Annotated in this window: 21 protein-coding genes and 1 pseudogene; 15 read left to right on the forward strand and 7 right to left on the reverse strand. The window is 61.9% G+C overall.

The genetic code is table 11. The features are described from left to right. The first annotated feature begins 72 nt into the window (after nucleotides 1–72). Nucleotides 73–1,392 carry an MFS transporter gene (locus tag BHC62_RS05735; RefSeq protein WP_029295432.1) on the forward strand — a complete coding sequence of 440 codons (1,320 nt, stop codon included), beginning with the start codon at nucleotides 73–75 and terminating at the stop codon, nucleotides 1,390–1,392. 183 nt (nucleotides 1,393–1,575) lie between these two features. Beyond that, nucleotides 1,576–2,208 carry a flavin reductase family protein gene (locus BHC62_RS05740; protein WP_070994453.1) on the forward strand — a complete coding sequence of 211 codons (633 nt, stop codon included), beginning with the start codon at nucleotides 1,576–1,578 and terminating at the stop codon, nucleotides 2,206–2,208. A gap of 143 nt (nucleotides 2,209–2,351) precedes the next feature. Here the strand turns inward: BHC62_RS05740 and BHC62_RS05745 are convergent, their stop codons facing one another. Both BHC62_RS05745 and BHC62_RS05750 read right to left on the reverse strand, forming a co-directional pair. After that, nucleotides 2,352–2,633: a hypothetical protein gene (locus BHC62_RS05745; RefSeq protein ID WP_032866945.1), complete on the reverse strand. Its 282-nt coding sequence runs from the start codon at nucleotides 2,631–2,633 to the stop codon at nucleotides 2,352–2,354. A gap of 8 nt (nucleotides 2,634–2,641) precedes the next feature. Next, on the reverse strand, nucleotides 2,642–2,983 hold the full coding sequence (locus BHC62_RS05750) for an antibiotic biosynthesis monooxygenase family protein (protein ID WP_029295426.1): 342 nt from the start codon (nucleotides 2,981–2,983) through the stop codon (nucleotides 2,642–2,644). Between the two features lie 327 nt (nucleotides 2,984–3,310). Here BHC62_RS05750 and BHC62_RS05755 point away from each other — a divergent pair, with 327 nt between their 5' ends. Then, nucleotides 3,311–4,240, forward strand: coding sequence for an AraC family transcriptional regulator (locus BHC62_RS05755; RefSeq protein ID WP_029295424.1), 930 nt, complete (start codon nucleotides 3,311–3,313; stop codon nucleotides 4,238–4,240). A 32-nt stretch (nucleotides 4,241–4,272) separates the two neighbouring features. Here BHC62_RS05755 and BHC62_RS05760 read toward each other — a convergent pair whose 3' ends face one another. The 4 genes from BHC62_RS05760 to edd all read right to left on the reverse strand — a co-directional run bounded on the left by BHC62_RS05760 (nucleotide 4,273) and on the right by edd (nucleotide 9,347). Then, nucleotides 4,273–5,700 (reverse strand): ATP-binding protein, encoded by a 1,428-nt coding sequence (locus BHC62_RS05760; RefSeq protein ID WP_166647890.1) that lies wholly within the window; start codon nucleotides 5,698–5,700, stop codon nucleotides 4,273–4,275. A 16-nt stretch (nucleotides 5,701–5,716) separates the two neighbouring features. Next, entirely contained in the window at nucleotides 5,717–6,448 is a 732-nt protein-coding gene (locus BHC62_RS05765; RefSeq protein WP_029295420.1) for a response regulator, read from the reverse strand. Between the two features lie 119 nt (nucleotides 6,449–6,567). Continuing rightward, nucleotides 6,568–7,524 carry a glucokinase gene (locus BHC62_RS05770; RefSeq protein ID WP_029295418.1) on the reverse strand — a complete coding sequence of 319 codons (957 nt, stop codon included), beginning with the start codon at nucleotides 7,522–7,524 and terminating at the stop codon, nucleotides 6,568–6,570. Then, nucleotides 7,521–9,347, reverse strand: coding sequence for a phosphogluconate dehydratase (gene edd / locus BHC62_RS05775; RefSeq protein ID WP_029295417.1), 1,827 nt, complete (start codon nucleotides 9,345–9,347; stop codon nucleotides 7,521–7,523). The genes BHC62_RS05770 and edd overlap by 4 nt, the downstream gene beginning before the upstream one ends. 221 nt (nucleotides 9,348–9,568) lie before the next feature. On the opposite strand from edd, the gene gap reads away from it, so the two are divergent. The 8 genes and pseudogenes from gap (at nucleotide 9,569) to BHC62_RS29275 (ending at nucleotide 18,642) form a co-directional block, all read left to right on the forward strand. Further along, nucleotides 9,569–10,570: a type I glyceraldehyde-3-phosphate dehydrogenase gene (gap, locus tag BHC62_RS05780; RefSeq protein WP_029295415.1), complete on the forward strand. Its 1,002-nt coding sequence runs from the start codon at nucleotides 9,569–9,571 to the stop codon at nucleotides 10,568–10,570. A gap of 217 nt (nucleotides 10,571–10,787) precedes the next feature. Continuing rightward, on the forward strand, nucleotides 10,788–11,306 hold the full coding sequence (locus tag BHC62_RS05785) for an RNA polymerase sigma factor (RefSeq protein ID WP_029295413.1): 519 nt from the start codon (nucleotides 10,788–10,790) through the stop codon (nucleotides 11,304–11,306). 82 nt (nucleotides 11,307–11,388) lie between these two features. Further along, nucleotides 11,389–12,357 (forward strand): FecR domain-containing protein, encoded by a 969-nt coding sequence (locus tag BHC62_RS05790; RefSeq protein ID WP_070994454.1) that lies wholly within the window; start codon nucleotides 11,389–11,391, stop codon nucleotides 12,355–12,357. 115 nt (nucleotides 12,358–12,472) lie between these two features. Continuing rightward, entirely contained in the window at nucleotides 12,473–15,040 is a 2,568-nt protein-coding gene (locus BHC62_RS05795) for a TonB-dependent receptor (RefSeq protein ID WP_070994455.1), read from the forward strand. Between the two features lie 127 nt (nucleotides 15,041–15,167). Next, nucleotides 15,168–15,776 (forward strand): biliverdin-producing heme oxygenase, encoded by a 609-nt coding sequence (locus BHC62_RS05800; protein ID WP_070994456.1) that lies wholly within the window; start codon nucleotides 15,168–15,170, stop codon nucleotides 15,774–15,776. A gap of 198 nt (nucleotides 15,777–15,974) precedes the next feature. After that, nucleotides 15,975–16,379, forward strand: a complete 405-nt coding sequence (locus tag BHC62_RS05805; RefSeq protein WP_070994457.1) for a YbaN family protein — start codon at nucleotides 15,975–15,977, stop codon at nucleotides 16,377–16,379. 397 nt (nucleotides 16,380–16,776) lie between these two features. Continuing rightward, nucleotides 16,777–17,784 (forward strand): annotated as a pseudogene (locus BHC62_RS29270) (HAMP domain-containing protein); the annotation flags it as partial. Between the two features lie 102 nt (nucleotides 17,785–17,886). After that, nucleotides 17,887–18,642 carry a methyl-accepting chemotaxis protein gene (locus BHC62_RS29275; protein ID WP_371128906.1) on the forward strand — a complete coding sequence of 252 codons (756 nt, stop codon included), beginning with the start codon at nucleotides 17,887–17,889 and terminating at the stop codon, nucleotides 18,640–18,642. A 126-nt stretch (nucleotides 18,643–18,768) separates the two neighbouring features. Here the strand turns inward: BHC62_RS29275 and BHC62_RS05815 are convergent, their stop codons facing one another. Continuing rightward, on the reverse strand, nucleotides 18,769–19,332 hold the full coding sequence (locus BHC62_RS05815; protein WP_070994458.1) for a nitroreductase family protein: 564 nt from the start codon (nucleotides 19,330–19,332) through the stop codon (nucleotides 18,769–18,771). 148 nt (nucleotides 19,333–19,480) lie between these two features. On the opposite strand from BHC62_RS05815, the gene BHC62_RS05820 reads away from it, so the two are divergent. The 4 genes from BHC62_RS05820 (at nucleotide 19,481) to BHC62_RS05835 (ending at nucleotide 24,406) form a co-directional block, all read left to right on the forward strand. Continuing rightward, nucleotides 19,481–20,911 (forward strand): di-heme oxidoredictase family protein, encoded by a 1,431-nt coding sequence (locus BHC62_RS05820; RefSeq protein ID WP_070994459.1) that lies wholly within the window; start codon nucleotides 19,481–19,483, stop codon nucleotides 20,909–20,911. Nucleotides 20,912–20,942: 31 nt separating this feature from the next. Next, complete coding sequence (locus tag BHC62_RS05825; protein ID WP_029295394.1) at nucleotides 20,943–22,007, forward strand: imelysin family protein; 1,065 nt, start codon at nucleotides 20,943–20,945, stop codon at nucleotides 22,005–22,007. Between the two features lie 2 nt (nucleotides 22,008–22,009). Continuing rightward, nucleotides 22,010–23,107, forward strand: coding sequence for a DUF1513 domain-containing protein (locus tag BHC62_RS05830; protein ID WP_070994460.1), 1,098 nt, complete (start codon nucleotides 22,010–22,012; stop codon nucleotides 23,105–23,107). A 135-nt stretch (nucleotides 23,108–23,242) separates the two neighbouring features. Continuing rightward, nucleotides 23,243–24,406 carry an efflux RND transporter periplasmic adaptor subunit gene (locus BHC62_RS05835; RefSeq protein ID WP_070994461.1) on the forward strand — a complete coding sequence of 388 codons (1,164 nt, stop codon included), beginning with the start codon at nucleotides 23,243–23,245 and terminating at the stop codon, nucleotides 24,404–24,406. Nucleotide 24,407: the final 1 nt, after the last annotated feature.

Below are 24,407 nucleotides of genomic sequence, written 5' to 3' on the forward strand. Positions count from 1 at the left end.
GCTCCTGCTATAGCTTGCGCCAGGCTGCGCTGACGCGCGCTCCACAAAAACAATGACATGAAGGATCCTTCAATGGATAACTCCAACTCCCTGCCTCTGGGGTCGGCCGCCGTGCCGGCAAAAGAACGCACTACCTCCAGCCGGATCAAGTCGATCTTCAGCGGATCGGTCGGCAACATGGTCGAGTGGTACGACTGGTACGTCTACGCCGCCTTCTCGCTGTACTTCGCAAAAACCTTCTTCCCGAAAGGCGACACCACTGCTCAACTGCTCAATACCGCCGCGATCTTCGCCGTAGGCTTCCTGATGCGCCCGATCGGCGGCTGGTTGATGGGGCTGTACGCTGACAAAGTCGGGCGTAAAAAGGCCTTGATGGCCTCGGTCTACCTGATGTGCTTCGGCTCATTGCTGATTGCCCTGAGCCCGGGCTATGAAATCATCGGTATCGGCGCGCCGATCCTGCTGGTATTTGCCCGTTTGCTGCAGGGCCTGTCGGTGGGCGGCGAATACGGCACCTCCGCCACTTACCTCAGCGAGATGGCGACCAAGGAACGTCGCGGTTTCTACTCCAGCTTCCAATACGTGACCCTGATCTCTGGCCAGCTCATCGCATTGGCGGTGCTGATCGTGCTGCAACAGCTCCTCACCACCGAAGAACTGTATGCCTGGGGCTGGCGTATCCCGTTCGCCATTGGTGCCCTGTGCGCGGTGGTGGCCCTGTACCTGCGACGCGGCATGGAAGAAACCGAATCGTTCACCAAGAAGGAAAAAGCCAAGGAAAGCGCCATGCGCACCTTGATGCGCCACCCCAAGGAACTGATGACCGTGGTCGGCCTGACCATGGGCGGCACCCTGGCCTTCTACACCTACACCACCTACATGCAGAAGTACCTGGTGAACACCGTCGGCATGAGCATCTCCGACTCCACCACCATTTCTGCGGCCACGCTGTTCCTGTTCATGTGCTTGCAACCGATTGTCGGCGGCCTGTCGGACAAGGTCGGTCGCCGACCGATCCTGATTGCCTTCGGTATCCTCGGGACGCTGTTCACCGTGCCGATCCTCACCACCCTGCACACCGTCCAGACCTGGTGGGGTGCATTCTTCCTGATCATGGCGGCGCTGATCATCGTCAGCGGCTACACCTCGATCAACGCGGTGGTGAAGGCCGAGCTGTTCCCTACCGAAATCCGTGCACTGGGTGTAGGCCTGCCTTACGCACTGACCGTGTCGATCTTCGGCGGCACCGCCGAATACATCGCGCTGTGGTTCAAGAGCATAGGCATGGAAACCGGCTACTACTGGTACGTGACCGCGTGTATTGCCGTGTCGTTGCTGGTCTACATCACCATGAAAGACACCCGCAAGCATTCGCGGATCACCACCGACTGACCAGCAAGATGCAGTAAACCCTGTGGGAGCGGGCTTGCCCGCGATAGCGGTGAATCAGTCAACGGATGTATCGACTGACACTCAGTTATCGCGGGCAAGCCCGCTCCCACATTTGGTTTCGCAGTTCACACAATTGCGTGCACTATCGTGTCCTTTCCGGAACCACCAGCAGGAACCCTGTCTATGCCCGACGATATCCATTTCTACGAACCCGCCAACGGCCACCGCCTGCCCCATGACCCGTTCAACGCCATCGTCGGCCCGCGGCCAATTGGCTGGATTTCCTCCCAGGACAACGAAGGCCGCCTGAACCTGGCGCCCTACAGTTTTTTCAACGCGTTCAACTACATTCCGCCGATCATTGGTTTTTCCAGCGTCGGGCGCAAAGACAGCCTGAACAACATCGAGCAGACCGGCGAATTTGTCTGGAACCTGGCCACGCGCCCACTGGCCGAGCAGATGAACCAGAGCTGCGCCGCCGTGTCACCCGAGGTCAACGAGTTTGAACTGGCCGGGCTGACGCCGGTGGCGTCCAAGGTGATTGCCGTGCCCCGAGTGGGCGAAAGCCCGGTGTCGTTCGAGTGCAAGGTTACGCAGATCATTCAGCTGCAGCGGGCTGACAAGGAACTGGTGCCCAGTTGGCTGGTGCTTGGCGAAGTGGTCGCGGTGCATATCGCCAAATGGCTGCTCAAGGATGGGGTATACGACACGGCGGCTGCCGAGCCGATTCTGCGAGGTGGTGGGCCGGCGGATTACTTCCAACTGGGCCCGGAAGCGCTGTTCAAGATGTACCGCCCGGGTGCCGGCAAACCCTGATTGGATCGAATGCAATTAAAAATGTGGGAGCGGGCTTGCCCGCGATAGCGGTGTATCAGTCAACTCATGTATCGACTGACACTCAGTCATCGCGGGCAAGCCCGCTCCCACACAGAACCCCACAGCTGGGTCGGTGGCGCTCTTTAGTTTGCTGCGGTCGCCCAGGCCAACTGACCCTCTTCATCGATATCGATCAAGCGCTCCAATTGCTGGGCCGCTGCATCGTCAGCGTCATCAGCAGTCTTGAACAATTGGCCATCGAGGATCTTGTGAAAGCGCGGGGCGCTCATGCCATCCAGTGCCTTGACGGCGATGGCGGCGCTATAGCCCCCCTGGTCTTCACGCACTAGGGCGGAAACAGCTTCGTGGTGGGCAAACTCTTTACGTGCCATGTTGCAGGTCCTGGCCAATGGAAAGTCGGCCATTCTAAACCCTAACCGGCCAATTGCAGGTACTCGCCGTAGGCATTGGCCGCGGATGCGTCGGTGAAGGTCTGGAAGTCCATGCTGCGCACGACCATGTCGTTCAACAGCTCGGTAAACAGCATCAAGGCCGGCGAGTTGAAGTAGGCACTCATCGCCTGTTCACTGCTCCAGAAACCTGAGACCAACCATACATCGGGGTCAACCTGAGAGTGCTGCAACGAGAACTGCAGGCAACCCTGAGCCTGGCGGCCCGGTTCGATCAAACTGCTCAAGCGCGCACCCAGTTCGGTGCTGCACCCGCTGCGGGCGCGGATAAAGGCCATATGGCTCGCGGGAATGGGGGTGGACATGTTCGACTCTCCCGTTGAGAAGTGATGCTCGGCAAGCACTGTGGGGGCGTGCTGCCACAGGATCAAAGATACGGGCGCCTGCCCCTGGCCGGTTAGTCGATTCCTGCCGGCTTATTGCACAATCCTGCCAGAAGCCTGGAAAGACGGTTTGGCGCCCGCCTTTATTCCACGCATAGGCGCCTTGTTTCAGGGAGATGACAGGCCATGGGCTTGCCTGATTCAAGACGCGCCGCAGGATCAGGCAAGGATTGTGCAGAATCGACCTAACACGACTGGAACAGGCACCGCTAAGCTGTGCCCATCAAAGAAGCATGCAGAGGACGCCCCATGTCGTCGCCCGAACAGCAGTCCATTCCCCTCGATGCCGAGATGGAAAAACAGCGCGCCGAACTGGCCGGTATCGTGCACAGGCATACCTGGGAGGACGGTTCCTACGGCACGGCGATCACTTCGTTGTACCTGAACCGCCACAACACGCCGCGCGACTTCATGCCGGTGCTGGTGGAACCCGCCCTGTGCATCCTCGCCAACGGCAGCAAGGAGGTGCGCCTGGCCGACGAAATCTTTGCCTACGACCCTCTCAACTACCTGGTGTTCTCGGTCGCAATGCCGGTGGCCGGGCGGGTCATCGACGCCACGCCCGAAGACCCCAACCTGTCGGTGCGGATCAATATCGACCCGGCGCAACTGACCGCCTTGATTGCCGAAGCCGGCCCGATGGGCGTGCCTACACGCCCGACATCGCGCGGGATGTATGTCGACCGGATCGACACCCAGTTGCTTGATGCCGTACTGCGCCTGGCACGCCTGCTGGATACGCCCAAAGACATCGCGATGTTGGCGCCGTTGATCAATCGCGAAATTCTCTACCGTCTGCTGCGTGGGCCACAGGGCTATCGCCTGTACGAAATTGCCGTGGCCAATAGCCAAAGCCATCGGGTCAGCCGTGCGATCACCTGGTTGAACGGTAACTACGAACAACCGCTGCGCATCGACGACCTGGCCAAGGAAGTGAATCTGAGCGTGTCGACCCTGCACCATCGCTTCAAGGCCATCACCGCCATGAGCCCGCTGCAGTATCAGAAACAGCTACGCCTGCAGGAAGCACGACGGCTGATGATCGCCGAAGGCCTGGAGGCCTCGGCGGCGGGGTATCGGGTGGGGTATGAAAGCCCGTCGCAGTTCAGCCGGGAATACAGCCGTTTGTTTGGCGCGCCGCCGTTACGCGACTTGGCCAGGCTACGCCAGAGCATCTGACCCAGCGCTCCTACAGGGTGACGCGGTGTTGTTTAGTCCAGGGTCCGGGGCAGTTGCAAGGTCACCCGTAGGCCACCTTCGCGCAAATTCTGCAGGCTGACTTCGCCGCCATGGCTGTGGGCGATATTGCGTGCAATCCCCAACCCCAAGCCATAGCCCTGCTGCTGACCGGCCAGGCGAAAGTGCGGTTCGAAGACCTGTTCCAAACGCTGTTCCGGCACACCCGGCCCCTCGTCATCCACATGCAGGATGAACTGCGCACCATCGTCCTCGATACGCAGGTGAGCGTTCTGCCCGTACTTCAAAGCATTGTCGATCAGGTTGCCAATGCAGCGCTTGAGCGCCAGCGGCTTGCCCGGGTAGGCCGTCAGCGCCCGACCGTGCTGCGTCACCCGCCCATTGCCATGGGGCGCCAGGTACGGCTCCACCAGACAGTCGAGCACATGGTTGAGGTCCACCGGCTCGATGTTCTCGTGGATATCGGTGTCCTTGACGCACTGCAACGCGCCCTTGACCAGCAGTTCCAGCTCATCCAGGTCACGGCCGAACTTGGCTTGCAGCTTTTCATCTTCCAGCAGCTCCACGCGCAGCCGCAGGCGTGTGATCGGCGTGCGCAGGTCGTGGGAAATCGCGCTGAACAACTGGCTGCGTTCGGTCAGGTAGCGGCTGATCCGCTCGCGCATGGCATTGAACGCACGCCCCACTTCCACCACTTCGCTACCGCCACCTTCGGCCACCGGTTCCACGTCGGCGCCCAGGGACAGGTCCCGCGCCGCCCGCGCCAGACGCTTGAGCGGCCGGCTCTGCCAATGCACCAGCAAACCGATAAACAGCAGCAGGAAGCCACTGGTCAGCACGATAAACCACACCTGTTGGGAGGGCAGGCCCTGTTCTTCGAGGCTGGTGTAGGGTTCGGGCAGCAACGAGGCGATATACAGCCACTCGCCGGCGCCCAACTCGATCTGCGTCACCAGCACCGGCGGGTTGACCGGTTCCAGGGTCAATGCGTAATGCGCCCAGGAACGGGGCAACTCATCGAGCTTGAGCCCGGCATTGAAAATGCGCAGGTCTTCGGCACTGACAAACTCCACCGAAAAATGCACGTCACTGCCCAGGGTCTGGCGCAGTACTTCATCCACGGCACCGAGCACCGCCTGTTTGCGCGGGGTTTGCGGCAGGATCTGCATATCCAGGGGCTTGTCGTTGAGCGTTACGACAAAGCGCGTACCGCCCATGCTGCGCAACTGATCAAGCACCAGCGGCCGATAAGCCACCGGCAGTGAGCGGAAATAGCTGACGCTGGCAGTCATCGAGTGGGCCAGGCTGCGGGCGCTGGTGACCAGGCCTTCGAGCTGGGTAGCGCGCAATTGCGACACCCAGATCACACTGGATAAAGCCTGGGCAAACAGCACTGCCAACAGGGTCAGCAGCAGCATGCGCCCCAGCAGTGAGCGCGGCACCGGAATACGCCGGCGCTCAGTGGGCATTGCTGGCAACCACACTGGCCGCCAGTTGGTAACCGCTGCCACGCACGGTGCGGATCAGCCGTGGAGGTTTCTCGGTATCGCGTAGGCGTTGTCGCAGGCGGCTGACCGCCATATCCACAATCCGATCAAGGGGCATCAGGTCGCGGCCGCGGGTGGCGTTGCCAATGGTGTCGCGATCGAGGATTTGCTGCGGATGATCAAGGAACAGTTTGAGCAGGGCAAAGTCGGCGCCGGACAGGATGACTTCCTCACCATCGAGGTGAAACAGCCGATGGCTGATCATATCCAGCCGCCACTCATCGAACACCAGCACATCGCCGCCGGTACGTTCCTGGCCAAACTGGCAGCGGCGCAGCAGGGCCTTGATGCGGGCCTGCAACTCTCGCGGGCTGAAAGGTTTGCCGATGTAATCGTCGGCGCCCAGTTCCAGGCCGATGACCCGGTCGGCTTCGTCGGAACTGGCGGTGAGCATGATGATCGGCACCTGGGCCTGGCGCGGGTGCTGGCGTACCCAGCGGCAGAGGCTGAAGCCGTCTTCGTCGGGCAGCATCACGTCGAGGATCACCAAGTCGCACGGAGCCTCGTCCATGGCCTGGCGAAACCCCGCGCCATTGGGCACGCCCCGCACCTGGAAGCCGGCGCGGCTGAGGTAGGTTTGCAGCAACTCGCGGATTTCCTCGTCGTCATCGACGAGGAGAATGGATTTACTGATTACGCTCACGGGGGCCTCCTTGTTGTTATGGGCCAAGCCTTGAAGCATGGGTTGTTCTCAGGGGCCTCATCGCGGGCAAGCCCGCTCCCACCTTTGGAATGCATTGCCCGCGATGAGGCCATCACTGCCTACGCAAATGCCTGTTCGAGCGCCACACCCGCGCCGGTCAACCCCGAATACGGCGCCGTCACCAACCACACCGGGATCCCCTTGAAGTAGTCACTCATGCAGCCTTTGTCAGCAAAGCTCTTGGCAAAGCCACTGTTGATAAAAAACTCGGCAAACCGCGGGATCACCCCACCCACGATATACACACCGCCCCGGGCACCCGTGGTCAGCACGTTATTGCCGGCGACGCGGCCCAGCCAGATGCTGAACTGGTCGAGGACCTCCAGCGCAACCGGATCGCCAGCCAGCCCCGCCGCTGTAATCGCCTCTGGGGTTTCCAATACCGCCGGATGACCGTCCACCGCACAGATCGCCCGGTACAAACGTGGCAATCCGCCGCCGCTCAGGGCCGTTTCGGCGCTGACATGCCCGATCTCGTTGTAGATGTGCTGCCACAACTGGGTTTCCCGGGGGCTGCTCAAGGGCAGGTCGACATGCCCGCCCTCCCCCGGCAACGCTGCCCAACGGCCGGCGCCCAGGTCGAGCAAGGTGCCCACGCCCAAGCCCGTTCCAGGGCCAATCACCACCGCCGGGCGCCATGGCTCCGGGGTGCCGGCGCACACCACGCGGTATTCGTCGGGTTGCAAGCGGGTCATGCCCAGGGCCATGGCCGAGAAGTCATTGACCAGCAGTAGTTCGTCCACTTGCAGGGCCTTGCAGAACGCGGTCTTGCTCAGGCGCCAGTGGTTGTTGGTGAACTTGAACTCATCACCGCTTACCGGCCCGGCGACCGACAGGCATACCGCGCCTATGGAGCCCGGCTCCAAGCCTTCCTCGGCGAGGTAGACCTTGATCGCTTCCTCGGGGCTGGCGTGATCCGCCGTGGCCAACACTCGGATCGAATGCAGTGCCTGGTCCCGCCACAACGCAAACCGGGCGTTGGTACCGCCAATATCACCTACCAGCGCAAGCTTCACTTAAGTGTCTCCAGGGCAGAGGTAAAGGCGCTGGCGCCCTGCTCTGCGGAGCTTGCGGCCAGACGCATAAATGCAAACAGCTCGCGACCGGCCCCCACGTTATTGCCCAACAGGCCCGTGGCAGGCGCGCGCGCTGCAAATTCTTCGGCGTCCACCTTAAGCTCCAGGGTGCCTTTGACGCCATCGACGCGAATGATATCGCCATCCCGGACCCGCGCCAGCGCCCCACCGCGCTGCGCTTCGGGGCTGACGTGAATTGCGGCGGGAATCTTACCCGAGGCGCCGGACATGCGCCCGTCTGTCACCAGTGCCACCTTGAAGCCACGGTCCTGGAGCACGCCGAGGAACGGCGTCATCTTGTGCAATTCCGGCATGCCATTGGAACGCGGGCCCTGGAAGCGCATCACGGCGACGAAATCCTTCTCCAACTGGCCGGCCTTGAACGCATCGGCCAGGTCCTGCTGGTCCTGGAACACCACGGCCGGCGCTTCGACGATTTGATGTTCGAGGGCCACCGCCGAGACTTTCATTACCCCACGGCCGAGGTTGCCTTGCATCACACGCAAGCCGCCCTCCGGGGAGAAGGCACGGGCGACGGGGCGCAGGATGGTTTCGTCGAGGCTTTCGATCGGGCCTTCGCGCCAGATCAGTTCGCCGTCCACCAGGAAGGGTTCGCGGGTGTAGCGGCTCAGGCCATGGCCGGCGACGGTGTTGACGTCTTCGTGGAGCAGCCCGGCTTCCAGCAGCTCGCGGATCAGGAACGACATGCCGCCCGCCGCCTGGAAGTGGTTGATGTCAGCCTTGCCGTTCGGATAGACGTGGGACAGGGTCGGCACCACTTCCGAGAGGTCGGCCATGTCCTGCCAGGTGAGGATGATCCCCGCCGCCATGGCGATGGCTGGCATATGCAGGGTGTGGTTGGTCGAGCCGCCGGTGGCGTTGAGGGCGACGATGGAGTTGACCAGGGATTTTTCATCGACGATCTCGCCAATCGGCGTGAAGTTGCCATTGGCCTTGGTCAAGCGCGTGACCTGGTGCGCGGCTTCACGGGTCAGCGCATCACGCAGCGGCGTGTACGGGTTGACGAACGAGGCGCCCGGCAGGTGCAGGCCCATGACTTCCATCAGCAACTGGTTGGTGTTGGCGGTGCCGTAGAAGGTGCAGGTGCCGGGGCTGTGGTAGGACTTCATCTCCGACTCCAGCAGCTCTTCACGGCTGGCCTTGCCTTCGGCGTAGCGCTGGCGCACGTCGGCCTTCTGCTTGTTGGAGATCCCCGACGGCATCGGCCCGCCGGGCACAAAGATCATCGGCAGGTGGCCATAACGCAGGGCGCCCATCATCAGGCCCGGGACGATCTTGTCGCAGATCCCCAGCATCAGCGCGGCGTCGAACATGTTGTGGGACAGCGCTACCGCCGTGGACATGGCAATCACTTCGCGGCTCAGCAGGCTCAGCTCCATACCGGGCTCGCCCTGGGTCACGCCGTCGCACATGGCCGGGGTGCCACCGGCGAACTGGCCGACCGAGCCAACCTCGCGCAGGGCTTTCTTGATCTGTTCCGGGAAATGTTCGTAGGGCTGGTGCGCCGAGAGCATGTCGTTATATGACGAAACAATTGCCACGTTGGCAGCGTTCATCATTCGCAGGCTGTTTTTGTCTTCGGTGCCGCATCCGGCCACGCCGTGGGCAAAGTTGGCGCATTGCAGCTTGCCGCGCATCGGCCCGTCGCTGGCCGCGCCGCGAATCAGCGCAAGGTACGCCTCACGGGTTGCCCGGCTGCGGGCGATAAGGCGTTCGGTGACCTCAAGTACGCGGGGATGCATGTGTAGAACTCCAGGCTAACGGATGTGGCGACCTGAGTGTCTATGCTGGTCAAAAGCCCGCCGCGAAGAGGTTGGCAGGGAGTTACTTGACCAATCGGACCAGTTGATTCAGGTCACTCGTTGTAGATTGAACAAAATATTGCCACTAAAAAGGCTTGTTTTCTATTTTTATGCGAATAATCTTGTAATTCTTACAACAAATCGACGACAGGCGCTTTCAAATGACTCTTCGAATTGCAATCAATGGTTTTGGCCGCATTGGCCGCAACGTCCTGCGCGCACTTTATACCCAAGGCTACCGCCAGGATTTGCAGATCGTCGCCATCAACGATCTGGGCGACAGTTCGATCAATGCCCATCTGCTCAAATACGACACCGTCCATGGCACTTTCGATGCAGAGGTCGCTCACGATCAGGAAAGCCTGACCGTCAATGGCGACCGGATTGCCGTCAGTGCCATTCGCAACCCCGCCGACCTGCCGTGGGCTGCACACAAGATCGACGTGGTGTTCGAATGCACCGGCCTGTTCACCGATCGTGACAAGGCTGCCGCCCATATTAGCGCCGGTGCGCGCAAGGTGATCATCTCTGCCCCGGCCAAGGGCGCGGATGCGACCGTGGTCTACGGGGTGAACCATGACATTTTGCGTCAATCGCACCAGATCATCTCCAATGCGTCCTGCACCACCAACTGCCTGGCGCCTGTCGCCCAGGTGCTGCACCGCGAGCTGGGCATTGAAAGCGGTCTGATGACCACCATCCACGCCTACACCAATGACCAGAACCTGACCGACGTCTACCACACCGACCCGTACCGCGCCCGTTCGGCCACGCAGAACATGATCCCAAGCAAGACCGGCGCCGCCGAAGCGGTGGGCCTGGTACTCCCGGAACTGGCAGGCAAGCTGACCGGCATGGCGGTGCGAGTGCCGGTGATCAACGTGTCGCTGGTGGACCTGACCGTGCAATTGAAAAAAGAAGCCACGGCCGATGAGGTCAACGCGCTGCTCAAGGAAGCCAGCCAACACTCGAAAATCCTCGGTTACAACACCTTGCCGCTGGTTTCCAGTGACTTCAACCATAACCCGCTGTCGTCGATCTTCGACGCCAACCACACCAAGTCCAGCGGCAAGCTGCTCAAGGTATTGGCCTGGTACGACAACGAATGGGGCTTCTCCAACCGCATGCTGGATAACTGCCTGGCGCTGTGTAACGCTGAATAACCCCACTGAAAACCTGATCGACCCGATCACTGTAGGAGCGAGCTTGCTCGCGAGAAACGCAAAGGCGCCACGCTCATTCAGGATGCCAGCGTTATCGTTGACGATCTTCGCGAGCAAGCTCGCTCCTACAGGGTTGAGCAGATTGCAGCAAAGTGATACTTGCCATTTGCGTTGATGATAAGCATTATCATTAACTGCCTATCGGTCTGGTACCCCCGTGAGCCTATCTCGCTTCAATCAAGTCTTCCTCAGCCAACGGCTGGTGCTGCTGCGAACCCTGCAGCGGATGGTGAACAACCCCAGCACCGCCGAGGACCTGTTGCAGGAAACCTACCTGCGCGTGACGCGGGCCCTCAGCGAACGACCGATTGATCACCTCGAACCTTTCGTGTTCCAGACCGCGCGCAACCTGGCTCTGGATCATCTGCGCTCGCGCAGGATCCAGTCCCGCACCTTGCAGGAAGATGTCCCGATGGACGTTCTGCAAAGCGTCGCCTCCCCAGTCACCACCCCTGAAGATGCCGCCCACGCCGAACAATTGCTGGAGCACCTGAGCGTCAGCCTCGGGCAGTTGAGCGCCCGTCAGCAGCAGATCTTTATCCTCAGCCGCCTGCACGGCTGCAGCTATCAAGAGATCGCCGACCAGTTGCAAGTGTCCTTGAGCACCGTGCAAAAGGAACTGAAGTTGATCATGGCCATCTGCATAGGTGTGGCCGAACGACTCGATCACCCTTAAGCTTTGTCGGGACAAGCCGACAGAAATGTCGCAAAAATACGCAAGACACTGAATAAAACGTGGCGAAGACCCGAGGAACACCGTGACGGACCCGAACAAACTGCATCCCCATGAGCTGGCTCATGAGGTGTTGCAACATGCGGCTATGGACCAAGCCCTCGACTGGCTGATCGCGTTGCAGTGCCCGCAGCCTGGGCAGCAAGCCGAGTTCCAGGCCTGGCTGGATGCCGACCCGAGTCACGCCCAAGCCTTCGCCAAGGCCCAGGCCGCCTGGGGCGGTGCGCCCGTGCACAGCGCCGCCGTGGCCCTCAATGCACCACGCAAGCCCAGCGCCTGGCGGCGGATCAAGCCGCACTGGAAGCCCTTGGCCACGGCGGCGGTGTTGCTGCTCGGGCTGTTCAGCTTCAGCAACCTGCCGGTACGCCTGCAAGCCGACCATTTGACCGTGGTCGGCGAGCGCCAGCGCTTGCAACTGGATGACGGCTCCAAGGTACTGCTCAATACCAATTCGGCGTTTTCCAGCACCATCGACGAGCATCAGCGCATTGCCCGCCTGTATCAGGGCGAGGCGTTTTTCGAAGTCGCCGCCAACCGCGGCCTGCCCCTGCAAATCGACGCCGGCCCGGTGCGCGCCAGCGTCAGCGATACGGCATTTGCCGTGCGCTACCTCAACGGTGAGGCGCAGGTCCAGGTGCAACGCGGGGATGTCGACCTGAGCACCACTTTCGGCAACAACCGGGTGCGCCTGAGTGCCGGCGAGAGCATCCGCGTCGGCCCCAAGGGCTTCGGCCAGCCAGCCAAGCTCGATGCCACCAAGGAACTGGCGTGGGTCCAGGGCCGGCTGATCTTTGAAAACTGCCCGATGAGCGAGGTGCTGGCTGAGCTGCGGCGCTATTACCCGGGCTGGATCGTCAATACCAACGAGCAACTGGCCAGCGTCGCCGTGACCGGCAATTACCGCCTGGACCAGCCGCTGGACGTGGTGCGCTCCCTGGCCCACATCACCTCCGCCAAGCTCTCGGAGTTCCCGGCGCTAGTAATTCTCAACTGAGAATAATTATTTTTACTCGATAGTCCCTGCTGGTACGTCTCGTCTTAGCCAATGCAACTGATTCCTATTTGATTCAGGCTCGCAACTATAAGACTCGTCCCTCGGAGCGCTCTCGATGTCCTCTCGTTTCAACCGCCGGTCCTCTTCGCCCACGCTGTGCCTGCTGACCGCCGCGATCCTGCTGGCCGGCAGCCCGGTGCTCACGGCCAATGCGGCCGAACCCGCTGCGCGCAGCCACGCCAATTACACTTTCAGCATCGAGCAGCAACCCCTGGTATCGGCACTCAACGCCTTTACCGCCGTCACCGGCTGGCAGATCGGCCTGCCCGCCGAACTGGGCCAAGGGGTTTCCTCCCCCGGCGCGCGCGGTTCGCTGACCCCGGAAAAGGCCCTGGACCGGCTGTTGGTGGGGACCAACCTGAACTACCGCAAACTGGGCAATAACAACATCGTCCTGGAAAAGCGCACGGCGGGGAGTGCCATCACCCTGCAACAAATGACCATCAGCGCCACCCGTACCGAACAGGCGGTCGATAGCGTGCCCAGCACCGTCAGCGTGCATGAGCGCGAGGAACTGGACCGCCAGAACGTCAACACCATCCGCGAACTGGTGCGCTACGAGCCCGGTGTCTCGGTGGGCGGTGCCGGCACCCGCTCCGGTAATTCGGGCTACAACATCCGTGGTATTGACGGTGACCGCATCCTCACCCAGGTGGACGGCGTAGAAGTCCCGGACAACTTCTTCAACGGCCCGTACGCCAAGACCCGTCGCAACTATGTCGACCCGGAAATCGTCAAGCGCGTGGAAATCATCCGCGGCCCGGCCTCGGCCCTGTACGGCAGCAGCGCCATCGGCGGCGCCGTCAGCTACTTCACCCTCGACCCGGACGACATCATCAAGCCCGGCCAGGACGTTGGCGCGCGCCTGAAGACCGGCTATAGCTCGGCCGACGAAAGCTGGCTGACCTCCGGCACCGTCGCCGGGCGTGTCCAGGACTTCGATGGTTTGCTGCACCTGAGCCAGCGTAATGGCCATGAGATGGAATCCTACAACGGCAACAACGCCACCGGCCTGGCCCGTACCGGCGCCAACCCGGAAGACGTACGCACCACCAACGCGCTGGCCAAGCTGGGCTGGAACTATGGCGAAGACAACCGCCTGGGCCTGACCTACGAGAAGTACAAGGACGACCGCGACATCAACCAGAAAAGCGCGGTGGGTGGGCTTTTCCTTCAAGGTCAAGGCATGAACTTCTATCGTGACCGTCGCGGTAACGACACCATCACCCGCGAGCGTTTTGGCCTGGAAAACAAGTTTGCACTCGACGCCCCGTTTGCCGATCACATCAAGACCAGCCTCAACTACCAGATCGCCAAGACCGACCAGTCCACCGCCGAGATCTATCAGGTGGGCCGTCGCGTGCTGCGTACCCGCGACACTCTCTACGAAGAAAAACAGTGGGTGTTCGACGCCCAACTGGACAAAGCCTTCGCCATCGGCGACACCGGTCATGTCGTGACCTATGGCACCACGATCAAGCAACAGAAAGTCACCGGTTCGCGCGAAGGCGCGGCGACCTGCCTGGCTGTCGGTGCCGGCTGTACGGCCATCGGTGCCCCAAGCCCATCGCCCAGCGACAGCGTGAAAAAAGCCAGCGACTTCCCTGACCCAACCATCAACAGCTACGCGCTGTTCGCCCAGGATCAGATCAGCTGGAACGACTGGACCTTCCTGCCCAGCCTGCGCTACGACTACATCCAGCTCAAACCCAAGCTGACCGAAGAGTTCCTCAACACCACCGACCCGGACCGTGAGTTTCCCCACGACGACTCGAATAAAACCTGGCACCGCTTCTCGCCGAAACTCGGCGTGACCTACGCGTTGACCGAGCAATACACCTGGTTCGGCCAGTACGCCGAAGGTTTCCGCACACCCTCGGCCAAAGCGTTGTACGGCCGCTTTGAAAACCTGGATGTAGGCTATGTCGTCGAGCCCAACTCCAACCTCAAGCCGGAAACCAGCAAGAGCTATGAAACCGGGATTCGTGGCAATTTCGACGCCGGTAATTTCGACGTCGCGGTGTTCTACAACAAGTACCGCGACTTCATCGACGAAGACAACGCCGCGCTGGGCCCGTCTGGCACCATCTTCCAGCCAGGCAACATCAAGCGCGCCACCATCAAGGGCATGGAAGTCAAAGGCCGCTTGAACCTGGACGCCTTCGGCGCACCGCAAGGCCTGTACACCAAAGGCGCGATTGCGTACGCCCACGGTCGCAATGACGAAACCGGCCAGCCGCTCAACAGCGTCAACCCGCTCAAGGGTGTGTTTGGCCTGGGCTACGACCAGGATAACTACGGTGCGCTGGTCAGTTGGACCCTGGTCAAGCAACAGAATCGAGTGGACAGCACCACCTTCTTTGCACCGGACGGCATCACCGCCAACGGCCCGTTCAAGACTCCGGGCTTTGGCATCGTCGACCTGACGGGTTTCTACAAAGTCACCAACGATCTGACCGTCAACGGCGGCCTGTACAACCTGACCGACAAGAAATACTGGAACTGGGATGACGTGCGCAGCTACGACGGTGTGGGTGAAGCCGGCGTGACCTCGCCGGCCAGCCTGGACCGGCTGACCCAGCCCGGTCGCAACTTCGCGATCAACCTGATCTGGGACATCTGATCCCTGCAACCCCACCCCGCCGGATTTATCGCCAGCGGGGTGAGGTTTTTTTACTGTGACGCGTCTTCTTGTTCGTCTAGTAATAACAGCCTGGCAATAAGGCGCTTTTCCTTCTCAAGGACATCCCATGACTGCTTCCACCACCGCAGAACGTGCAAGCCTGCGCTCCCAGCGCCTGAACCAGATCACCAACGAGCCACACACCAAGCTCGACGCACTGGTCAAGGCCCACGCCCCGTTCGAAACCCAGGCCAACTTCGCCCGTTTTGTCGTCGCCCAGTACCTGTTCCAGTCTGAACTGGTGGCGCTGTACAACGATCCCGAGCTGATCAAGCTGTTCCCGGACCTGGCCGAGCGCTGCCGCGCCGAAGCCGCCAAACTGGACCTGGCCGACCTGGAAACCGAAGTACCCGCCCCTGTGGCCGGTGCCGTGCGGAACCCGAGCAAGGCCCAAGCCCTGGGCTGGCTGTTCGTGTCCGAAGGTTCCAAGCTTGGCGCTGCGTTCCTGATCAAGCGCGCCGTCGGCCTGGGCCTGAGCGAAACCTTCGGTGCCCGCCACCTGGGCGAACCAGCCGGTGGCCGTGCCGAAGGCTGGAAGAGCTTCACCCGTACCCTCGACGGCCTGGAACTGAGCGCCGAAGAAGAAGCGGCAGCGGAAAAAGGTGCGGTGGATGCATTCGTACGCTTCACCGTGTTGCTGGAACAGGCGTACGCTAGCGCCCCAGAACTGGCCTGATCCCCTGCTGGTGTAGGCGCTGGCTTGTGTGGGAGCTGGCTTGCCTGCGATAGCATCGCCTCGGTTCAACTGATACACCGAGGCGGCTGCATCGCAGGCAAGCCAGCTCCCATAGAAGCCAGCTCCCACACAGGCCAGTTCCTACATATTGATCGCACTGCACTTTCAGATTTTTCGCACCCCATACAAATCGTACCTATGACCGGCACAACCCAATCCTCCTCCAAACTCGCCCGAATCCTGTTCGGCCTGCTGGCCTACGTCAGCCTGGGGATCGGCTTGATTGCGATTGTCGTGCCGGGCCTGCCCACCACCGAATTCATCCTGCTGGCTGCCTGGGCCGCCACCAAGAGTTCGCCACGCCTGAGCGCCTGGCTGGAAAACCACCGCCTGTTCGGGCCGATCCTGTTCAACTGGCGCAACGGCAAGATCATTGCGCGCCGGGCCAAGGTCAGCGCCACCGTGAGCATGCTGCTGTGTGCCGGCCTGATGTTGGTGATGCTCGATCACGGCTGGCCGATCTACCTGGCCATCGCCGGGATGAGCCTGGGCAACCTGTGGATCTGGTCACGCCCCGAACGTCTCGCGCAAACCGCGACCTGAGCGCTACCGCTGATCGCCTGCCCCTCATGAATTACCCGCCGGTGCCGATGTTGCGGGCATAGCGCCGAATGGACTTGGCCGTTGCCCTGCTTGCACACCAACAAGTCCAATCGCGAGTAAGCCCATGTTCGACACCCTCTCCATCCGCTTGAAAATCGTGCTGCTGTCTGGCCTCTGCCTGTTGGGGGTGATTGCATTGATCGTCAGCCTGAACATCTACCAGACCAACCAGAACGACCAACTGGTCAGCGCCTCCAGCTCGCGCATGCTCACCACCAGCGTGGAGAACCTGCTCCAGTCCAAGGCCGCCGAGCAAGCCGTGCAGTTACAGAAAGCCTTCGGCGAAAGCCTGTTGGTGGTCACCGCCCTCGCCGACCAGGTCAAGGACTTGCGCAACATGGCCGCCAAGCGCTCGCTGGAAGCCGGGGCCGTGCGCGAGGAGCTTAACCAGCGGATCAAGACCGCCTTCGAGCGCAATACCAAGGTGCTGGGGATCTGGTTGTCGTTTGAACCCAACGGCCTGGATGGCAGGGACAGCGAATTTGTCGACGACAAACTGCGCGCTTCCAACGAAGTCGGGCGCTTTTCCAGCTACTGGAGCCGCGCCGGCGGTGAAGGCCTGAACACGGTGATGGTGGAAGCGGACCTGACCAAGACCACCCTCAACCTCAGCGGTACGCCCTACAACATCTGGTACACCTGCCCACGGGATACCCGCAACGTTTGCCTGCTGGACCCGTACGCCGACGAAGTCGCCGGCAAGGCGATGCTGATGACCACTATCTCGCTGCCGCTGCTGGCAGATGGCAAGGTGATTGGTGTGATCGGCGTCGATATTGCGCTGGACGCCCTGCAAGCGGCGGCCAATACCGCGCAAAAAGAGCTGTTCGACGGCGCCGGCGTCATGGAAGTCCTCTCCAGCAGCGGCCTGATCGCCAGTTACAGCGGTGAGCCGGTCAAGGTCGGCAAAAGCATCGTTGATGTGCTGGGTGGCGAAGGCAAAGAGATCGTGCAACTGCTGGCCAGTGACACGCGCAAGGTGCGCGAGCAAGACGACACGATCCGCGCGGTGTACCCAGTCAAGCCGATTGCCGAGGCCAAGCCCTGGGGCGTGGTGATCAAGCTGCCCAAGGACGTGCTGCTGGCCGATTCGGTCAAGTTGCAAGGCGTGCTCGACGACGCCCAGGCCCGAGGCACACTGCAAGCGCTGCTGGTGGGCGCCGCAGCCTGCCTGCTGGGGCTGTTGCTGATATGGCTGACGGCCACAGGCGTGACTCGCCCGATCAACAGCGTGGCAGCGATGCTCAAGGACATTGCCAGCGGCGACGGCGACCTGACCCAACGCCTGGCCTACACGAAAAAAGATGAACTGGGGGAGCTGGTCAGTTGGTTCAACCGCTTCCTCGACAAACTGCAACCGACCATTGCCCAGATCAAACAGAGCATCACCGAAGCCCGAGGCACTGCCGATCAGTCCTCGGAAATCGCGCGCCAGACCAGTGAAGGCATGCAGGTGCAGTTCCGCGAGATCGACCAGGTGGCAACCGCCTCCAACGAGATGAGCGCCACCGCCCATGATGTGGCCAACAGCGCCTCTAACGCTGCCAGTGCAGCTCGCGGCGCCGATCAGTCAGCCCGCGAGGGCCTGGCGATCATCGAACGCAGCACCCGGGATATCACCACCCTTGCCGAGGAAGTCAGCAAGGCCGTGACCGAAGTTGAAGCCCTGGCGGTCAACAGCGAGCAGATCGGTTCGGTGCTGGAAGTGATCCGCAGCATTGCCGAGCAGACCAACCTGCTGGCCCTCAATGCCGCGATTGAAGCCGCGCGCGCCGGGGAAAGCGGGCGGGGTTTTGCGGTGGTCGCAGACGAAGTGCGCAACCTGGCGCGACGCACCCAGGATTCGGTGGAGGAAATCCGTCTGGTGATCGAACGCATCCAGAGCGCGACCCGTGGGGTGGTGACCACCATGCATTCGAGCCAGAGCCAGGCGCAGAGCAATGCCGGGCAGATCCAACAAGCCGTACAGGCCCTGGGCAAGATCAGTGATGCGGTGACGGTGATCAGCGACATGAACCTGCAAATCGCCAGCGCCGCCGAAGAACAGAGCGCCGTGGCCGAAGAGGTCAACCGCAACGTCTCGGCGATCCGTACCGTGACCGAGACCCTGACCGGCCAGGCGACAGAATCAGCGGCGATCAGCAGCCAGTTGAATGCATTGGCCAACCAGCAGATGAAACTGATGGATCAGTTCCGGGTGTAGACCCAAATACCCATGGGGGAGCTGGCTTATGTGGGAGCTGGCTTGCCTGCGATAGCATCACCTCTGTTTCACTGAAGCACCGAGGCATCTGTATCGCAGGCAAGCCAGCTCCCACACAGTGTGAGGTCAGAGCCCGGTCCAGGCACTGACAAACGCGGTGAGGTCTTCCTTTGCCGCCGTACGCGGTGGGTTCTGCGCGGTACCCAGATACAGGAAGCCAATCACCTCCTCACCCGCGCCCAGCCCCAACCCCTTGGCCACATGCGCCGAATACGACAACTCCCCGGTGCGCCACACTGCGCCAATCCCCTGGGCATAGGCCGCCAGCAGAATACCGTGGGCCGCACAGGCCGCCGCCAGCAGTTGCTCGGACTTGGGCACTTTGAAGTGTTCTTGCAGACGGGCAATCACCACCACCACCAACGGTGCACGCAACGGGCCGTTCTGTGCCTTGTCGATCACCGCTTGCAGTGCCGCGGGGTCTTGCAGGCGGGCCGCTTCGGCCAGCAGGGTGCCCATCTGCTCGCGGGCCGGGCCTTCCACGGTGAGAAAACGCCAAGGCCGCAACTGGCCGTGATCCGGCGCACGCATGGCTGCCGCGAACAGCACTTCGCGCTGTTCGGCAGTAGGCGCCGGCTCCAGCAGGCGCGGCACGGAAACACGGTTGAGCAAAGCGTCGAGAGCCTGCATTGGCCACCTCCAGGAAAAATGTGCGGCCATTCTAGCGGGAATGCATCAGATTGGAGCAAACGATAATTGCTCTTATTCAATCCGCCCCGCCCTGTTAGACTTTGCCCCCTGAATTTCATCCACCGTCGCCCGTCTTCCAGGATTATCGATGCCCCGTTTGCTTCTTCGCCTGTCTGCACTCTTGGTGGCCGTGAGCCTGAGTGCCTGCGATGACGCCGCGCCGCCGACGTTTACCCAGGCCGAGCCGGGTGAGGCGCGTTCGGGAGGCAGCACGACGGTAAGGAAGACAGACCAGAATGCCTTTTCGCTGCCTTCAGCGAACCTGGCGCCGACCCGTCGCCTGGACTTCAGCGTCGGCAACAGCTTTTTCCGCAATCCGTGGGTGATCGCCCCGGCCACTACCACCGCCCGCGATGGGCTGGGGCCGCTGTTCAACACCAATGCCTGCCAGAACTGCCACATCAAGGACGGGCGCGGCCATCCGCCCTTGCCCGAGGCCAGCAATGCGGTGTCGATGTTGGTGCGTCTGTCGATCCCGGATTCGCCGCCCTATGCCAAGGTCATCGAGCAACTGGGTATCGTCCCCGAGCCGGTGTACGGCGGGCAGTTGCAGGACATGGCCGTGCCCGGCGTAGTCCCGGAAGGCAAGGTGCGGGTCGACTACACGCCGGTCAACGTCACATTCAAGGACGGCACAGTGGTCGAGTTGCGCAAGCCGAGCCTGCAGATTACCCAGCTCGGCTACGGGGCGATGCACCCCGATACGCGGTTTTCCGCTCGCGTGGCTCCGCCGATGATCGGCCTGGGTTTGCTCGAAGCCATCAGCGACGCAGACATCCTGCAAAACGCCAGCAAACGCCCGGACAAAAACGGCGTGTTCGGGCGCCCGAACTGGGTCTGGGATGATGCCCGACAAAAAACCGTGCTCGGCCGTTTCGGCTGGAAAGCCGGGCAGCCGAACCTCAATCAACAAAATGTTCACGCGTTTTCGGGTGATATGGGCCTGACGACCAGCCTGCGCCCCTTCGATGACTGCACCGACGCACAGGTTGCCTGTAAGCAGGCGCCCAACGGCAACGGCGAAAATGGCGAGCAGGAAGTCAGCGATAACATCCTGCGCCTGGTGCTGTTCTATACCCGCAACCTGGCCGTACCAGCGCGCCGTGATGTCAACGAACAACAAGTGCTGGCCGGCAAGAACCTGTTCTTCCAGGCTGGCTGCCAGTCGTGCCATACGCCGAAATTCACCACCGCAGCCAACGCCGCTGAACCTGAGCTGGCCAACCAGGTGATCCGCCCCTACACCGACCTGTTGCTGCACGATATGGGCGAGGGCCTGGCCGATAACCGTACCGAATTCAAGGCCGGTGGCCGCGACTGGCGCACGCCGCCGTTGTGGGGCATCGGCCTGACGCAAAACGTCAGTGGCCACACCCAGTTCCTGCATGACGGCCGCGCCCGCAACCTGCTTGAAGCCGTGCTGTGGCACGGCGGTGAAGCCCAGGCGGCGCAGCAGCATGTGTTGTCATTTAGCGCCGAGCAGCGCGCCGCGTTGCTCGCGTTCCTGAATTCTCTATAAGCTTTGCCCCAATTAATGAAGGGAGCTCGACATGTTCCGTCCCAAGTTGTTGTTCACCAGCCTTGCCGCCCTCGCCCTGGGCGCTTGCTCGCCACAGGATCCGCAAGCGGTTACTTCGGCCGCCATCGCCAAGCAAGTGATCCTGCCGACCTACAGCCGTTGGGTCGAAGCTGACCGGCAATTGGCCGTCAGCGCCCTGGCGTATTGCCAAGGCAAGGAATCCCTGGAGACCGCCCGCGCCGACTTCCTCCACGCGCAAAAAGCCTGGGCCGAGTTGCAACCGCTGCTGATCGGCCCACTGGCCGAGGGCAATCGTGCCTGGCAGGTGCAGTTCTGGCCCGACAAGAAAAACCTCGTCGGCCGCCAGGTCGAGCAACTGGCCACCGCCCAGCCGCAGATCGATGCCGCCGCCCTGGCCAAGTCCAGCGTCGTGGTGCAAGGCCTGTCGGCCTACGAATACATCCTGTATGACGCCAAGACCGACATCGCCAACGACGCCCAGAAAGCCCGCTACTGCCCGCTGCTGATCGCCATCGGCGAGCGTCAGAAACAACTCGCCGAGGAAATCCTCGCCAGTTGGAACAGCACCGACGGCATGCTCGCGCAGATGACCAAGTTCCCCAACCAGCGCTACGCCGATTCCCACGAAGCCATCGCCGAACTGCTGCGCGTGCAGGTCACGGCCCTCGACACCCTGAAGAAAAAGCTCGGCACGCCCATGGGTCGCCTGTCCAAGGGCATCCCCCAGCCGTTCCAGGCCGATGCGTGGCGCAGCCAGTCGTCCCTGCAAGGCTTGCGAGCCAGCCTCGCGGCGGCCCAGACCGTATGGGTCGGGGTCGACAACAAAGGCCTGCGCGGTCTGCTGCCCGCCGACCAGAAGCCGTTGGCCGAGAAGGTCGATGCGGCCTACGCTGCTTCCCTGAAACTGTTCGACAGCAACCAGCGCTCGCTCAACGACCTGCTGGCCGACGACGCCGGGCGCCAGCAACTCAACGATATCTACGACAGCCTCAACGTCGTACACCGCTTGCACGAAGGCGAATTGGCCAAGGCGCTGGGCATCCAACTGGGCTTCAACGCCAACGACGGTGACTGATGATGCTCAGGCGACAGGCTTTGGCCATCGGCAGCGTGCTGCTCAGTGCAATTACTCTGGGCGGCTGGACGCTGTTCAAGCGCAAGGGCGACAGCCCACTGCTGCTGTCGGCCCGGGATGATGGCGACGGCAAGCACTACGCCGTGGGCTATCGCCTGGATGGCACCCAGGTGTTCGCCACCCAGGTCGGCCAGCGCTGCCACGACATCATCAACCACCCGACCCTGCCCATCGCCCTGTTCGTGGCCCGCCGCCCAGGCACCGAGAGCTACCTGGTGGACCTGCGCGACGGCACGCTCCTGCAAACCGTGACATCCCAGGCCAACCGGCACTTCTACGGCCATGCGGTGATCCACAAGAGCGGCGACTGGCTGTACGCCACCGAAAACGACACCACTGACCCGGGTCGCGGCCTGTTGGGCGTGTACAAGTTCGAAGGTGAGCGCCTGGTGCACACGGGTGAGATTTCAACCCACGGCATCGGCCCGCACCAGGTGTCGTGGATGCCCGACGGTGAAACCCTGATCGTGGCCAATGGCGGTATTCGCACCGAGGCCGAGAGCCGGGTCGAGATGAACCTCTACGCCATGGAGCCCAGCCTGGTGCTGATGCAGCGCGACGGTACGCTGTTGAGCAAGGAAACCCTCGGTCAGCAGATGAACAGCGTGCGCCATATGGGGATCGCCAGCGATGGCACGATCCTCACCGGGCAACAGTTCATGGGCCCGTCCCAGGAGCGTTCCGAGCTGTTGGCGATCAAGCGTCCGGGCCAGCCGTTCGTGGCGTTCCCGGTGGCCGACGAGCAATTGCAGGCCATGGGGCACTACACCGCCAGCGTAGCCGTGCACAGTGAGTTGCGCCTGGTGGCACTGACCGCACCACGGGGCAATCGCCTTTTTATCTGGGACATGGACAGCGGCGAACTGCGCCTGGACGGGCCGTTGCCCGACTGCGCCGGCGTGGGTGCAGTGGCGGATGGGTTTGTCGTGACTTCAGGCCAGGGCCGCTGCCGCTTCTACGATTGCCGGCAGCCACAACTGGTGGCCAAGCCCCTGGAATTGCCGGCAGGGCTCTGGGACAACCATCTGCATCTGATCTGATCGCAGGCGCCGGCTTGCCGGCGCCTACAGGGGGGCTGACGGCAAAAAATGCCAGTTGGAATCCCCCAGGCACTCGGAGTAATGTGCCAAATCGTTCGTCTTCGTCTGCCTCAGTTTTTTCCAAGGAACCGGAATATGCTGCGTCGTCGCATGCTGATCATGTTGGCAGTTGCCCTGCTAATCGTCCTGCTGTTGGCGGGCTATAAGGCCTTTTCCATCTATCAGCAGATCCAGGTCTTTTCCGCGCCCAAACCACCGATCAGCGTGGCGGTGGCCACGGCGGTCGAACAGCCCTGGCAACAGCGCCTGCCGGCGGTGGGTACACTCAAGGCGTTGCAAGGGGTGAACCTCGCCCTGGAGATTGCCGGCACCGTCAAGAACGTGCAGTTCGAGTCCGGGCAAAAGGTCAAGGCCGGGCAACCGCTGGTGCAACTGGACAGCGCAGTGGAAGACGCCCTGCTGCAAACCGCCCAGGCCGACCTCGGCCTGGCCCAGCTCGACTACGGGCGCGGCAGCCAACTGGTGGGCAGCCAGGCGATCTCCAAGGGTGAGTTCGACCGACTCTCGGCGCAACTGCAAAAAAACAAGGCCACGGTCAACCAGCTCAAGGCGTCCCTGGCCAAGAAACACATCGTCGCGCCATTCAGCGGCACCATCGGCATTCGCCAGGTGGACGTCGGCGACTATCTGGCCAGCGGCACGGTGATCGCCACCTTGCAGGACCTGAGCAGCCTCTACGTGGACTTCTATGTGCCCGAGCAATCGGTGCCCAAGCTGGCGGTCGGCCAGGAGGTACAGGTGCATGTCTCGGCCTACCCGACACTGACGTTCCCCGGCACCCTCAGCGCCATCAACCCCAAAGTCGAAAGCAGCACCCGTAACGTACTGGTGCGGGCAACCCTGGCCAACCCGGATAACAAACTGCTGCCGGGCATGTTCAGCAGCCTGCAAGTGCTGTTGCCCGATCCGCAGGCACAGGTGGTGATACCGGAAAGTGCGATCACCTACACCCTCTACGGCAACTCGGCCTATGTGGTGGCGCAGAAGAAGAGCGAAGACGGCAGCCTCGAAAAGGATGCCAACGGTCAACCGATATTGATCGCCGAACGGCGCTTTATCGAGACCGGCGAACGACGCGATGGCCTGGTGCTGGTGACCAAGGGCCTGAGCAGTGGCGAGCAAGTGGTCAGCGCCGGCCAACTCAAGCTCGACACCGGCGCGCATATTGCTATCACCGCAGACAAAAACCTGCCGGCCACTCCTGGCCAACCTCCGCGCAACGACGGTTCAAGGAACTGAG

It is taken from the genome of Pseudomonas sp. 06C 126, assembly GCF_001855215.1.
Lineage (GTDB): Bacteria > Pseudomonadota > Gammaproteobacteria > Pseudomonadales > Pseudomonadaceae > Aquipseudomonas > Aquipseudomonas proteolytica.